The organism is Exiguobacterium sp. PvP048, assembly GCF_040549175.1.
Classification (GTDB): Bacteria; Bacillota; Bacilli; order Exiguobacteriales; family Exiguobacteriaceae; genus Exiguobacterium_A; species Exiguobacterium_A artemiae.
This window is the reverse complement of sequence record NZ_JBEPSU010000003.1, coordinates 199,226-211,764: the sequence shown is the minus strand read 5'-3', so window position 1 is coordinate 211,764 and position 12,539 is coordinate 199,226. Positions and strand designations below refer to the sequence as shown.

Here is a 12,539-nt window from a genome sequence, read left to right as displayed (position 1 = left end):
GAGGGGGAACGTGGATGGATGTCTGGCTACAGCTTTTGCAGGCGGAACCGGAGCTCAGGTCCTTGACCGACTGGAACCGTCTTGCGACGCGCTATACCGATTCACCGAAATACACGGCGCGTGACGCAAGCGGAGTATTCATCATTCATACCGCTCCGTTGGCATCATTGGCACGGAAAAAGCGGGAGTTTGAGCTTTTGCAGCAGTTACGACACGACGGGTTGCCGGTCCCGGAACCACTCGACTTGAAGCAGATTTCGGCAACCGCTGTCTGTTACAGCCGCTATCGTTTTCTGACCGGTAAGACGATCCAGGCATGTTTACCGCTCTGCCGGGACAAAGCATACAGACTCGGTCAGGAGACGGGCCGCTTGTTACAATGGATCCATCAGCATGAGGTGCCCCGGGCGACGGAGTGGGCGATCCGCTGCCTCGAAAAACACAAGCGGTATGTTGCGCTGTACCAAGCAGAAAGACCGTTGACCGACGATTCAATCATCCTGTCCTTCATCGAACGAAACATCCATTTGATCGCGGGACGGCCGAACCGGCTGCAACACGATGATGTTCACCTCGGAAATCTGATTACGGACGGGGAACACCTCGTCGGACTGATTGATTTCTCGAATCACGATGTCGGTGACCCGTGGCATGACTTCGTCAAAATGGGACTGTTTCAGGTCGACGACAGTATTCCGTTTGCCGTCGGTCAAGTCGACGGTTATTTTGCAGGGGATGTTCCGGAGCTATTTTGGCGTGTCTACAGCGTCTATCTGGCGATGGCTTGTATTTCATCGATCGTCTGGACAAGCCGGCATGCACCGGAGGAAACGGACCAAATGCGCCGGCGGCTCGAACGTGTGTTGTCCGATCACCGGCGGTTTGAGTGTGCCGTCCCGATTTGGTATGCAACGTTTGACCGGACGTGATCGTCTGAGTAGACTTTTCGTTCGACCGGAAAAGCCGTGCCTTCACCGATTGATTCGGTCAGGACACGGCTTTTTTGGTTCAGTTTCCGTCCCAGGTCTCGTCGACACGGGAGGCATAAAAGCGCGGGGCGCGGGCATAAGCATGGATTTCCGGATTTTCCGTCGTATCGACAAGCGTTCCGATCAACCGTTCGATTGCTTCGGCCGATCGGTCGAGATTATGTAACGTCAGTGCTAAAAATGTCTGCAAGACGGCATGCTGCGGAAAATGGACGAGTCCTTCCGTCAGCGTCCGGTAGGCATCATCGTACCGTCCGAGGGCGCGGTACGTACTGCCGAGCCCGACGTACGCCTCCTGTAAATCGGGAGCAGCCAGCCCTAGCTTGATGGCAGCGACGTAATGCGGGACGGCGGCGGCTTCCTCTCCGAGATTATCATGACACCACGCCATCTGATAATGGATCATCGGATCGTCTGGCAACTGCTTCAGGTAAGAGGCGACGAAAGCTTTTGCAGCCTGATACTGTTTCGCCTGACGAAGACGCGAGACGGCTGTCCGGTCAAACTCGACTGCCGGGGAGGGTTCACCTGACGGACGGTAAACGAAGGTCAGGTGCTGACTCGACGGTCCGTATAAAACGCTGTAGTCAAACGGCAGTCCGGCTCTGGAGGCGACAACGAGCGCCGGTTCATTGTCCGGGTCCACCGTCGCCTCGACCCGTCGATAATCGAATGTCGCGAAACTGAGCGTCAGCATCGCAGGAAGTACTTCAGTGGCATATCCTTGTCGTCTAAACAGCAGATCGATCTCGCAGTCGATTTTCGCCGAGCGGACGTCCGCTTGACGGATCGGCGAGATTCGGATCGTCCCGACCCTCGTTTCATCGTCCGAACGAAACAGACCAAACGTGAACGTGTCTGTTGCCGACCGGACCGGTTCGTTTTGAAACGGCACCGGTCGAATTTGTAAGCGCGCCGTCTGAATCGTGATGGCATCTGTCATGTCAAGGCACTCCTCGCGTTTGGTATCATACAAAAACCCTTCAACCGGTCAGGCTGAAGGGATGGATGTTAATTTTGTTGTTCGAGTTTCGTTAATAATGTCCGGAACGTATCGAGTTCGGCATCCGAGAAGTCAGCGAAGACGTCCGACAGGTATTCCATCTTCATCGCTTCAAGTTTCCCGTATAATTCAATCCCGTCTTCCGTTGCCCGGAGTTCGACGACACGACGGTCGAGTTCACTGCGTTCACGTGAAATCAGCCCTTTTTTCGTCAATTCATCGGCCAGTGCCGTGATCATACTCGCTGAAAACTGAAATTCGTTGGATAAAGCCGATGCGATTTGGGGACTGCTTGTGCAAAGCGACTTCAGGATAAAGAATTCGTTTCGCGTCAAGTAAGTCGTGAACATGCTCCGGACATCTTTTTTGATGGCGCGGTAGTTCATGCGTAACCCTTTTTCTGTATCCACGATCAACTGATCGCGATTTGCTACTTCTAATGTAGTTGCCATAGTTTCACTCTTTCCATACCGTAGTTTCTTCTTCCGTGATTTAGTATAGTGAAAAATTTTAGTTTAATCAATATTTTTCTCTTGAATCATCTGTTTAGTTAACGGTTGGACCTGTTTGATGATGTCGTCGACGTTCCGGAGCTCCGGATAGAACCGGCGGAAGAAGTAGTCAATCCGGTGCGGATCATTCCCGGCAATCGTCACGGCCATACAGATGTAGGCGATCCCGATTCCTTGACGGGGAAGGAACGGGTTCGGCATGACCTGGGCACACTTCAAGGCGAGCGGGCTGTGGACGGCGACGGCTTCAATCAATTCTCCATAATTCCGGATATCGACATAATGGAACATCCGGATCAGTTCATTGATCAACTGCTGATCAGAATCGAGCATCATCTGGGACGTGACCAGTTGTTTGTCGAGATCGTTGATGACAGCGGAATGGTCGATGAAATAGTTTAAGTTATCGGAAGTGATCCGGACCTTTTGCGGATCCGATAAGATTTGCTGGACCGTTTCGTCTTCGAATTGCTTCAATTGTTTTTTGATGTTGACGAATTCCTGATCGGCGATTTCAAGGAGTCCGGCAACCCGGCTGAAACTGCGGCGGACTTCGGCCGGCACACTGTTCGGATTTTTGTACCCTAAATCGTGCTCAATTTCCGCCCAGGCATGCTGGAGAATCGACCGGATCTGAATTTCGGCTGTATGATCCTTAAAACGGCCGTATTCACTTAGCGCGAGCCGCTGTTCATTTAAGGCGGCGACGAAATGGACCGACAGATAACCGAACTCGGTCGTATCGAGCAACGTGGATTTGTCGACGGATTGATCCCGGTCGATTGAAAATTCATTTTCGATGATCCGGGCCGCTTCCCGGACATCATCGTGAAAGTACGTCACTATCCGGATTCCCGTCAAATCGTGCACATCCCGGAGCGATTGGTATTTATTCGGTTGCCGTAATACTTTTTGGTACAGGCTGTCGGACTCTTTCGTCCGGGCGACGATCGAATGGTATTTGATGCCGGCTGCATCGAGCAATTCCGATAATAAGACTTTTAATTTATCGGCAAAGGCGTCATAGTCTTCCTTGTCATTGACATATTCAAGCATCATCGTATTTAAGTCCTGTGATTGCACGGAATTCACCTTCCTTGTCATGTCTTCTTCTGACATTATTGTAGCACTCGTTTTCACCGGACGCACGGAAGGACCCTGTTTCAAGGAGGACGCTTCGTGGGAAAGACAGAGTAGAACATCTGGGAGGGGTGCTAGAATGGAAATTTTGGACGCGCGGGCGTTGCCAGCTGATCATTCTGATATCTTACATGTCACACCATCATCGGTTTATTTCCGCCGCCGACTCAACGACAGTCAATTTCATATCAGCCGGTTTGATTTAGAAGATCAAGAACAGGTCGATCTGACGCCGGAAGTGTTGCAGGACCACGGACCAACCCGGCCGTTCGTCAAAAAGGGAAAAGTGTATTGCCTGAATGAAAAAGACCGGGAAGAGGGCGGTGAGACGCAATTGATTTCGATTGACCTGCATTCAGGAAAAAGCGAGCATCTCGCGTCGTGGCGTCTTGGAGGCGATTTGACGCTCTACTGGGTCCTGAATGAGCGGTATATGGTCTTGTTGCATGTCGATGAGGGGACGACCGCCTTTTTGTATGACGTCGAGACGATGCGTCAGCATCCGATTAAAGATGAACGGTTGTATGGCATCACGGAAAACTACCGTGAACTATATTTTTTCCTCGTCACGTTAGCGGATGCCGATTATATCGTCTGCAATGCCCGGCTTGATGAGTTCTCCTTTTATGATGCGCTGGAAAGCGGAGTCATCTCACCGGAAGATCCAATCGACCACTCGGAAAGTCTGTTGATTGCTCCGTTGTCGACGATCGTCACGGAAATCGAGCAAGGCGTGGAACACCTCTCCTTCCGGACGTTGTTGCGGCTGGATGGGGAAGGCGATACCGTCCAGTACCTGGGTGAACAGGACGGCCATCTCGTGTTTAGTGCTTATACGGAACGCCTGAATGAAGAAGTGTTTTATGAAATCAAGGAACAATCGGCCGTTACGGAGCGGGAACGGATTCGGTGGAGTGATTTCGAACCGCTGGACTTCACCTATGACGATGTCGAGTCGACGATTTTCATCGTCAATGACCGGTCGGATCAGCACCATGAAGTGATGAATCTGCGGACGGGTGCTCGTTACCTGGACCGTGACCCGTTTGAGCGGGTGCTGCGCGACCGGTTTTACCTGCATGAATCGATCGGGACGGATGCTGAACCGATGGTCACGGTGTATGACGGTGAGCAGGCAGTGCGTCACCGGTTCGAGGATGCTTATTATATGATTGTCTCCGGAGAATTGGTCATCCTTTCCGTCAATCAGTTAAAATGAACGAAACAGCTGAACAATTCAGGGAATCACACTGTGAAAAAGGCAGTGTGATTTTTAAACAGAAGACCTATTTATTTCATATACCGTACTTGTCATATAAAAACAAGTTAAAAAACAAGAAGTATAAGCTTATATGCGTCAAAAACAATAAAAACTCCTCCCCGTCAGCGAAATACGCCAAGCAAGAGGAGGAGTGGTATGCTTATTCTGAGTCAGTCGTCCGTGTGAAGATGTCGACCTGAATGTTGCCAGCTGTTGCGCGTGAGTAAGGGCAAACGCTGTGGGCAAGTTTACCAAGCTCCGCAGCTTGTTCTTCTGAAACGCCACGGACAAGAACGTCCAGTTCCACTGAAAGTGTAAATCCGTCTGTTGCTTCGTTCAACGTGACGTGTGCCGTTACTTCACTGCCGTCATGCTTGATTCCTTGTTTACGAGCGACAAGATTTAAAGCGGAATCAAAACAAGCAGAGTATCCGGCAGCAAATAATTGTTCCGGGTTTGTCGCTTGTTTCTTTGATCCTGGTACAGGCATGGCAAGAGCGACGTCTAAAATACCGTCTTCCGATACGACGCGGCCGTCACGGCCTCCGACAGCTGTAGCAGATGATGTGAACATTGGTTTCATAATAATAACTTCCTTTCGGGTTGGCTGATTAATTTAAGTAGCTTACAATTAGATTGTATACAATCTATAAAAGAACGCAACTATTTTGCTTAAAGGAGGATATATATGTCGAATCCCTTATTGCTTGAAGAACAACTCTGTTTTCCGTTTTATGCGATTTCCCGTGAAATCACGAAACGATACCGTCCGTTGCTGGAGCCGCTCGGATTAACCTATCCGCAATATCTCGTCATGCTCGTCTTGTGGGAGCAGGATCAACAATCGTTAAAAGCGGTCGGAGAGCGATTGCATCTCGACTCAGGTACGTTAACGCCCTTGTTAAAAAAATTAGAAGTTTCCGGTTTAGTCGAACGGGTCAAAAATCCGGTGGACGAACGTCATATCCAAATCACGTTGACGGCAAACGGTCAAGCCCTTCGAAATGAGGCCGAACAAATTCCGCTGGCTTTAAAAGAATTACTGGGTGTATCGGACGAAGACATGGAACTGGTCAAGCAGACATTAAATCGCCTGACCATAAAAATGAACGGGACTGATTGACAGTCCCGTTCACTTTGACTATTTATTTGCGGCGGAATCCTTCTTCTTCAAGGTAGTTCGCTGCTTCTTTATACGAATTGAACGCTCCGTCAAGCAAGTCGCCCGCGTACACCAACCAAGTATCGAGGTCTTCGTTTAATAACGTCAATTCGAACTGGTTGTCGTTGATCCACGTTTCTTCCAGCGTTTCGACCGTTTCGACTGTCTCTAGCGCTTTGATCGCATCTTGTAACAAGAGGATTAAAGCGGGCTCGGAGAATTCACGAATGTTGACGAAACCTTTCCGGTCCGTCTCATATCCCGGTAATCCTGCAGCGTAAACAAAACCGTTGCCGTTCGGGTGAAGATGATAGACGACGATTTTTTTCTCGAACTGACTCTCCGGGAAGTGGAAATTGACACGGTTAAGCGAAACTTCTTTCCGGACAAGTTGCGGGAAAGTCTCGATGATGTTTAATTTTTCTTCAAATGTTAGCATGGTTCCTCCTTGAAATACATTTCTACTCTCTTATATATGCGATGATTCGCAGTGAAATGTCAACGTCTGTTTGATGACAGTGAAACTTGAGCAAGTCTCTTCCCGTATGAAAAAAGGAAAGGCAGGGGATTGGATGCAACCAAATCAACCGACCGGGGACTGGCAACGTCTGCCACGTGCCTCGGTGACCGCCGAACGTCAATACGTCGGTATTAAGTATACCATTTATCTGTCGCTCATCGGAACGGCAACCGTGGTTCAGATCAAGTGGCTCGATCTGTCTCCCTGGTGGATGTGGATTCTGGCCGGTCTGTGGACAGGATTCTTTTTACTTCAGTTCGTCTACGTCCCGAAGATCCGACAACGGTATTTTAAATACCGGGTGAATGATGAATTTTTAGTCGTTGAATTCGGGATTTTTATCTTACGGCATGTCGTGACGCCGCTCGTCAAAGTACAAATCATCGATACATCGTCCGGTCCGTTGCTCCGTCGTTTGAACCTGATGAACATGAGCGTGCATACGGCGTCCGGACAAATTGAGTTACCCGGACTTGAGGTGACACAAGCCGGCATCTTACGGAAGCGGATTGAACGATTCGCCAAACTCGAGGAACAGGAGGAGGAGTCGTTATGACACGGAGGGTGCATCCCCTGTTCATCTTAATGACGACATTGACACAGCTCCGGTCACTCGTCATTCCAATTGCCGTCATCCTGTTTAATGATTTGAAAAATGACGGATTCGGCATGTATACGATGATTGGTGTCGTGGTCATCAGTTTCCTGTTACTCGTGTTCGGCATCATTTCCTGGTACTTTTATACGTTTACGATTGATGAACAAACGATTCGGGTCAATAAAGGGATTTTCCGTAAAAGTGAGCGGACGACGCAACGTCAGCGGATCGAGTCGATCGGGATCAATCAAAACCTGCTCGAGCGGATTCTCGGTTTGGCGACACTGACGGTCGAAACTTCATCCGACAGCGGCAAACCGGAAGTCGAATTAAAAGGGGTCCGACTCGAGTTTGCCAAACAATTGAAATCGACGATCGGAACAGCGGTCTTGCCACCCGCCGAAAATGCGGAGACAGCCGTCACCTATACGGTCGGCTTAAAGGATTTAGTGACGGCAGGGGCATTATCCGGCCGGCTTGGTCTGGCACTCGTCGGATTCGGAGCCGTCTATCAGTTCGCCAACCGGTTCATCGAGCCTTACATCAGCCGGGCGTTTGACGAATTGTTGCATTTATCACTTATGATTTTGCTGATTCTCGGCGGAATGCTTTTACTCTTGATTTACCTTGGCTCGATTTTGGTTTTCGTCCTCCGGTACGGTTCCTTCCGGGCGACACGTGATAAACAACGGATGACGATTGGCTACGGCCTCTTGAACCGGACGGAAATCGTCTTTCATCAAGATAAGGTGCAGGCACTGGTCATCGAGGAAAGCTGGATCAAACGGCGCTTGAAACGGGCGCATCTCTCATTACACATTATCTCGGCAAACGGTGAAGAAGAGAAGCTGCTCTTGCACCCGTTTATCCGCACGAGTGAGATCGACGATTTTTTGAGTCGGTTTTTACCGCGGTTTCAATTGCAAAATCCGCAGAAACGAGCTGTCGACCGGGGATTTTTTTACATCGTCCGTTGGCCGCTGCTCGGCTACAGTCTGGGGTTACTTCTGTTGAACGGGGCGATGCTCTATACGTTACCGGAACCATTCCGATATTTGGGATTACCGTTTCTTCTGCTGTTGCCTGTTTATTACGCGATCGCACGGTCGGGCTATCAAAACACCCGTTACGGGCATCAGGATGATTTGTTTGTCCTCCGCAAGGAACTCGTCAACCGGGAAACGATTTATGCGCCGCGCCTCAAGATTGAAGCCTTCTCGAGCCACGTGTCCCGTTTTCTCGAACACAAAGATATCCTGAAGTTTCAGCTTACATTACGCGGTTCAAGTGTCTTTCATGCCGGTTACTTTACACAGGCAGAGTTTGAAAACGTACTGCGTTGGTATCAACAGACTTTTCTCAAGCCACCGGCTCCACCGGCAGGGACACGGCTGTCGGATGACGAATAGCTTCTGAAAGAAACAGATGACAAAAGGAGTGAACGTGGTGCGCAAATGGATTTTGATACTCTTGCTGATCCTATTCGGAATCGGAAGTCTGATCGGATATGACGGCTACCGTTTACAGCACACTTTAACAAAAGCGTCCGACCGCTCTCGTCTCTTGCCTGCGAAGCAAACCAATCCGGATACAACGGATCAGGCATGGATGAAGCGGCAGGATGTGAAAACCATCCAATTAAAGACGACCGGAGAAGCGCGCGTCGGTCGTTACCTGACCGCTTCTCCCGCGTCCGACAAGACGGTGGTGCTCCTTGCTGATGATGTGCGCCTCGGTTCCTCCGAGACGGAACCACTCATCCGCTTTTATCAGGAACAGCTCGGATACAACGTATTTGTTCCGAACCGCCGCGGTCAGGGAGGCAGTAAAGGACCATTGAACTATGGTTGGCTTGACCGGCTGGATTTGATCGAGTGGACCAATCAATTGATTGAGGAGACCGGAACCCGTCACATCATCTATCACGGACTGGGTGTCGGAGGGGCGACGGCACTGCTCGCAGCAGGAGAGCCGACCGTTCCCAAACAAGTCAAGGTCGTCATTGCCGAAGGCGCATATGCCCGTCTGGATGATTGGCTCCAGTCCCTTGCCCAAGCAAATCTGTCGTATCCGGCCGGTCCGTCGCTTGCTGTGGCAAGTATCTTGAATAAAGTCGAACAGGACTTCTTTTACGGGGATGTTTCCGTCACGCGGCAGACGAGCCGGATCATGGTGCCGACGTTGTTCATCCAGGGAACGGAGGACAAGATTGTTCCCCCGCGGATGGTCTATGAGCTGTATCAGGCAAAACCCGGGATCAAACAATTGTATCCGGTCCGCGGAGCGGGTCACGGCATGACCTATTCCGAAAATGCCGGGAATTACGAAAAACGTCTGCGTTTGTTCGTTCAACCTTTTGTCACGACCCCTTAACCGGTCGTGTCATGAGGGTGGAGGAACGCGGGATGAACAGACAGATTGAAAGGGGTCATAACAGAAATGACGGATTTGGTTTGGGTAGGCAATAAAACACCGTTCGTCGATGTCATCTCCATTGGATCGGGGAGGACTGGGAATGGACGATGCTCCTCGACGCGCATGATACGGCGGAAAGTGCCGTTTTACTAACCAACTACTTTACCGTGCATCGTGCAAAAATCGAACGGATCCTGAATGAACCTCTCGAAACGATGTTTTTCGCACTTGAACAGCAGGTCGTATCCTTGTTGCAAAACGAAGCCTTCCGGACTGCCTGTCAAGACGTACAGGGCGAGACCGCCTGTCTGTTTCTTGTCCGAAAAGGAAAATATGTCTGGTGGTTATCAGTCGGCGATGTCGTCGCTTATCTATTCCATCCGGAGTTAAGTAAACATCTACAGTACAAATTAAACGAGCGGCAATTTTTTGAATGGATCGGACGGGTCAATACATTTGATTTACCGGTTCCGTGCTACAGCCGGGGGATTCGTGAATTACGTCAAGGAACCAATCAGCTGTTGTTGACGACGGACGGATTGATTGAATGTCCGGGAGCCCCGTTTCAGGACGGAAAACAGATGGAAACGATTCTGAACACTTCAACGGCTGGCGTTGAGACGTTACTGACGACAATCAAGCAGCTCGGTGTTCGGGACAGCACGACCATCTTGGCCTGGACGGTCAAGGTGGAGGAGCATGTGACAATGCCTGGAAATGCAAAATAATAAAAGCATGACCCGTCTTTTCCGTTGATCAGGGAAAGGGGTCATGCTTTTATTCGGTCGTTGCTGATTCAGCATCCGTCTGGTTCGTTTGTAACGGGATCGGCTCCTGTGCCTCTTTTTCGGTATGTGCCAACGGCAGGGCAATCCCGACGCTCGTCAGTAAAGCGATCAGCGCCGTATTCGTCAAGGTTTGGTACATCTGTATCCCTCCTTTTCTGGAAATTGTGTCACCTTTTTAACTATTCTGAATATTTATTCGTGATTCGTCAAGTAATCGTCATCTTCCCGGTAGTCTTTTTTTCCTTGAAACCGGTATACTTAAACGTGAAAAAGGGGGATCTCGCTTGAAACTTACTAAAGCCAACACACGTATTTTGGAGTCATTGTTACCACGGTTGAACCTGAACGTCGAAGAACCGGAACGGACGGATATCGAACGCCGTCTCCAAGCGGATCTGTATGAAGCCCAGCGCTTGCAAAAACCGTTTGAAACCGTCCACGGACAATCACCGGAAGAACGGTTGAATCAAATGATTGCCGAGATTCCGGAATTGCGGCGGAACGAAACTCAGAAGCGCTGGACCCGGAATTATATCTCGACGATTTTGATGTTTATCTTCATCGAAGGAATCGATGGAATCTTCCAGTTCGCTCTCGCAGATTACATTTTATTTTCGATCATCGCCTTATTCCTGATTGATGCGATGTCGATTCTAATCACGTCGCCGAAAATCCGTGACGTCAAAAAACGGGTCTGGCTTCAATTTTTAGTCAGCTTCATCTTGTTTGCGACGTACAAAGCGGTTTTGATTCAATTCGTGCCGAATCCCGTCGTCCTGATGCAAGTCAGCGGCACCCCGGCGTATCTGATCGGAATCGCCGGATTGGTCGGTCTTTATCTTTACTGGTCCAAAAATCCGCTTCGTAAACGCGCATAAGGCAGAAGGAGGGAAAAAGATGGAATTCACGCACTGGAAAAGACGTTTGCAAGATCATCTGGAACGGATGGGGTTTGATTTACGGATTGAGCGGCTTGCCATGCAGGATATCCTGAAACTTGAAGCCACACATGGTGCTTTCTTATTTTTCCCGATTACGATCAACTTATATGAACGGATGGGGTGGCAGATGGTGGCCATCGAATCCCATCATCCGGAAAGCGTCGACGATTTGTTTGCTGAAGCCCAGGTCCAGTCCCTGTTTCAAATGACGATAATGACGTTCGAAGAGGAAGAGCGGGAATACATTTTAGGTTTTTACAGCAACACCGGCCGTTATCTGACGGATACACTCTCGTTGACCGGACAGCTCGTCCGTGTCATCGAAGAGGAGTGGAACGACGGCGAACCGCTCCGGATTGCTACGTTCGAACCGTTCCCGGGTCTGTTCGTCGCTCCATCCTTTGCCCATCAGACCTATGCCTTTGCGGCGGTTGAAGACCACTGGCAACTGTTCGTCGGGCGGACGGGACGTCCGGCAAGTGATTACCGGCTTGACGGGACGGTCCTCGCACCGCACCGTGTACCAGAAAGCGAATTGTTCACGCGGATTCCATTGGCTGTCCCGCTTCACGAGTTCGAGGATGTCCGGACCCGGTTGCAGGCGGAACGAACGGAAGTGCAATCATTTCTTGCACAGGTGATGGCGGTCATGCAGGTTTACGATCCGTCGTTCGGTTTCGCCTGGCGCGGGACAGTAACGTTTTTCCATGGTATTCCGGTCAATCCGTTTGCCCAGCGCCTGTGGCTTGACGACGGACATAAGCGTTTCCGGATCATGCAGCAAGGATCGCGACGGATCTTGGCGCTCGGGGACACGGCACCGGAGGCCATCGAACGACTCGACGAAGCGGTCGGGGCGGGGGAGCCGGATGGAACTCCCGTCAGTGCCGTCGGTCAATTGCTGTTAGGGATCTGGAAACAGTTCGAGTCCGACGAGACGACCTATTTGACGGAAGTCTCCTGTGAAGGGATTTCGAGACAACAGGTCGAAAACCGGGTCCACAACGCCTTGGCACGGCAGGAAACGATTGATTGGATCGTCCGGGCACAAAACAGTAATGACAGTTGCCGATTTGCGGGACTGACGATCACGTTCCCGCATCGTCCGCCGGGTCTTGTCCGGATTCAACGGACGGAAGATCTGACCGGAAACCGGTGATTGCCGGAAAAAGAAGAAATAAAAAGACCGGACGCCCTCAGGTGTCCGGTT

The 12,539-nt window shown here is 50.4% G+C and carries 15 protein-coding genes; 9 read left to right on the top strand and 6 right to left on the bottom strand.

The annotated features are described in order from the left end of the window. Positions 1 to 14: 14 nt before the first annotated feature. On the top strand, positions 15 to 929 hold the full coding sequence (locus tag ABIC15_RS08890) for a phosphotransferase family protein (RefSeq protein ID WP_354020502.1): 915 nt from the start codon (positions 15 to 17) through the stop codon (positions 927 to 929). A 79-nt stretch (positions 930 to 1,008) separates the two neighbouring features. Here ABIC15_RS08890 and ABIC15_RS08885 read toward each other — a convergent pair whose 3' ends face one another. The 3 genes from ABIC15_RS08885 to ABIC15_RS08875 form a co-directional block, all read right to left on the bottom strand. Continuing rightward, positions 1,009 to 1,932 (bottom strand): tetratricopeptide repeat protein, encoded by a 924-nt coding sequence (locus tag ABIC15_RS08885; protein ID WP_354020501.1) that lies wholly within the window; start codon positions 1,930 to 1,932, stop codon positions 1,009 to 1,011. A gap of 68 nt (positions 1,933 to 2,000) precedes the next feature. Continuing rightward, on the bottom strand, positions 2,001 to 2,444 hold the full coding sequence (locus ABIC15_RS08880) for a MarR family winged helix-turn-helix transcriptional regulator (protein ID WP_014970479.1): 444 nt from the start codon (positions 2,442 to 2,444) through the stop codon (positions 2,001 to 2,003). Between the two features lie 63 nt (positions 2,445 to 2,507). Next, positions 2,508 to 3,587, bottom strand: coding sequence for a GTP pyrophosphokinase (locus ABIC15_RS08875; protein WP_290826526.1), 1,080 nt, complete (start codon positions 3,585 to 3,587; stop codon positions 2,508 to 2,510). A gap of 136 nt (positions 3,588 to 3,723) precedes the next feature. Here ABIC15_RS08875 and ABIC15_RS08870 point away from each other — a divergent pair, with 136 nt between their 5' ends. Then, positions 3,724 to 4,863: a Six-bladed beta-propeller, TolB-like protein gene (locus ABIC15_RS08870; RefSeq protein ID WP_354020500.1), complete on the top strand. Its 1,140-nt coding sequence runs from the start codon at positions 3,724 to 3,726 to the stop codon at positions 4,861 to 4,863. A gap of 202 nt (positions 4,864 to 5,065) precedes the next feature. Here ABIC15_RS08870 and ABIC15_RS08865 read toward each other — a convergent pair whose 3' ends face one another. Beyond that, positions 5,066 to 5,488 carry an organic hydroperoxide resistance protein gene (locus ABIC15_RS08865; protein ID WP_012370502.1) on the bottom strand — a complete coding sequence of 141 codons (423 nt, stop codon included), beginning with the start codon at positions 5,486 to 5,488 and terminating at the stop codon, positions 5,066 to 5,068. Between the two features lie 105 nt (positions 5,489 to 5,593). On the opposite strand from ABIC15_RS08865, the gene ABIC15_RS08860 reads away from it, so the two are divergent. Next, on the top strand, positions 5,594 to 6,028 hold the full coding sequence (locus tag ABIC15_RS08860; RefSeq protein ID WP_214766997.1) for a MarR family winged helix-turn-helix transcriptional regulator: 435 nt from the start codon (positions 5,594 to 5,596) through the stop codon (positions 6,026 to 6,028). 22 nt (positions 6,029 to 6,050) lie between these two features. Here the strand turns inward: ABIC15_RS08860 and ABIC15_RS08855 are convergent, their stop codons facing one another. Further along, on the bottom strand, positions 6,051 to 6,506 hold the full coding sequence (locus ABIC15_RS08855; protein WP_012370500.1) for a hypothetical protein: 456 nt from the start codon (positions 6,504 to 6,506) through the stop codon (positions 6,051 to 6,053). A 133-nt stretch (positions 6,507 to 6,639) separates the two neighbouring features. Between ABIC15_RS08855 and ABIC15_RS08850 the strand changes: the two genes are divergently transcribed. The 4 genes from ABIC15_RS08850 to ABIC15_RS08835 all read left to right on the top strand — a co-directional run bounded on the left by ABIC15_RS08850 (position 6,640) and on the right by ABIC15_RS08835 (position 10,328). Beyond that, on the top strand, positions 6,640 to 7,143 hold the full coding sequence (locus ABIC15_RS08850) for a PH domain-containing protein (protein WP_354020499.1): 504 nt from the start codon (positions 6,640 to 6,642) through the stop codon (positions 7,141 to 7,143). Next, positions 7,140 to 8,594 carry a PH domain-containing protein gene (locus ABIC15_RS08845; protein ID WP_354020498.1) on the top strand — a complete coding sequence of 485 codons (1,455 nt, stop codon included), beginning with the start codon at positions 7,140 to 7,142 and terminating at the stop codon, positions 8,592 to 8,594. The genes ABIC15_RS08850 and ABIC15_RS08845 overlap by 4 nt, the downstream gene beginning before the upstream one ends. A 37-nt stretch (positions 8,595 to 8,631) precedes the next feature. Next, on the top strand, positions 8,632 to 9,558 hold the full coding sequence (locus ABIC15_RS08840) for an alpha/beta hydrolase (protein WP_354020497.1): 927 nt from the start codon (positions 8,632 to 8,634) through the stop codon (positions 9,556 to 9,558). A gap of 149 nt (positions 9,559 to 9,707) precedes the next feature. Then, complete coding sequence (locus ABIC15_RS08835) at positions 9,708 to 10,328, top strand: PP2C family serine/threonine-protein phosphatase (RefSeq protein WP_354020496.1); 621 nt, start codon at positions 9,708 to 9,710, stop codon at positions 10,326 to 10,328. Positions 10,329 to 10,377: 49 nt separating this feature from the next. On the opposite strand, the gene ABIC15_RS08830 is transcribed toward ABIC15_RS08835, so the two are convergent. After that, positions 10,378 to 10,527 (bottom strand): hypothetical protein, encoded by a 150-nt coding sequence (locus ABIC15_RS08830; protein ID WP_012370495.1) that lies wholly within the window; start codon positions 10,525 to 10,527, stop codon positions 10,378 to 10,380. Between the two features lie 145 nt (positions 10,528 to 10,672). Between ABIC15_RS08830 and ABIC15_RS08825 the strand changes: the two genes are divergently transcribed. Both ABIC15_RS08825 and ABIC15_RS08820 read left to right on the top strand, forming a co-directional pair. Further along, positions 10,673 to 11,266 carry a hypothetical protein gene (locus ABIC15_RS08825; protein ID WP_354020495.1) on the top strand — a complete coding sequence of 198 codons (594 nt, stop codon included), beginning with the start codon at positions 10,673 to 10,675 and terminating at the stop codon, positions 11,264 to 11,266. A gap of 19 nt (positions 11,267 to 11,285) precedes the next feature. Further along, positions 11,286 to 12,488, top strand: a complete 1,203-nt coding sequence (locus tag ABIC15_RS08820; RefSeq protein ID WP_354020494.1) for a hypothetical protein — start codon at positions 11,286 to 11,288, stop codon at positions 12,486 to 12,488. The last annotated feature ends 51 nt before the right edge of the window (positions 12,489 to 12,539 follow it).

Coding starts and splice junctions, on each gene's coding strand:
- ABIC15_RS08890 (WP_354020502.1), top strand. CDS start 15: ATGGATGTCTGGCTACAGCTTTTGCAGGCGGAACCGGAGCTCAGGTCC.
- ABIC15_RS08885 (WP_354020501.1), bottom strand. CDS start 1,932: ATGACAGATGCCATCACGATTCAGACGGCGCGCTTACAAATTCGACCG.
- ABIC15_RS08880 (WP_014970479.1), bottom strand. CDS start 2,444: ATGGCAACTACATTAGAAGTAGCAAATCGCGATCAGTTGATCGTGGAT.
- ABIC15_RS08870 (WP_354020500.1), top strand. CDS start 3,724: ATGGAAATTTTGGACGCGCGGGCGTTGCCAGCTGATCATTCTGATATC.
- ABIC15_RS08865 (WP_012370502.1), bottom strand. CDS start 5,488: ATGAAACCAATGTTCACATCATCTGCTACAGCTGTCGGAGGCCGTGAC.
- ABIC15_RS08860 (WP_214766997.1), top strand. CDS start 5,594: ATGTCGAATCCCTTATTGCTTGAAGAACAACTCTGTTTTCCGTTTTAT.
- ABIC15_RS08855 (WP_012370500.1), bottom strand. CDS start 6,506: ATGCTAACATTTGAAGAAAAATTAAACATCATCGAGACTTTCCCGCAA.
- ABIC15_RS08850 (WP_354020499.1), top strand. CDS start 6,640: ATGCAACCAAATCAACCGACCGGGGACTGGCAACGTCTGCCACGTGCC.
- ABIC15_RS08845 (WP_354020498.1), top strand. CDS start 7,140: ATGACACGGAGGGTGCATCCCCTGTTCATCTTAATGACGACATTGACA.
- ABIC15_RS08835 (WP_354020496.1), top strand. CDS start 9,708: ATGCTCCTCGACGCGCATGATACGGCGGAAAGTGCCGTTTTACTAACC.
- ABIC15_RS08830 (WP_012370495.1), bottom strand. CDS start 10,527: ATGTACCAAACCTTGACGAATACGGCGCTGATCGCTTTACTGACGAGC.
- ABIC15_RS08820 (WP_354020494.1), top strand. CDS start 11,286: ATGGAATTCACGCACTGGAAAAGACGTTTGCAAGATCATCTGGAACGG.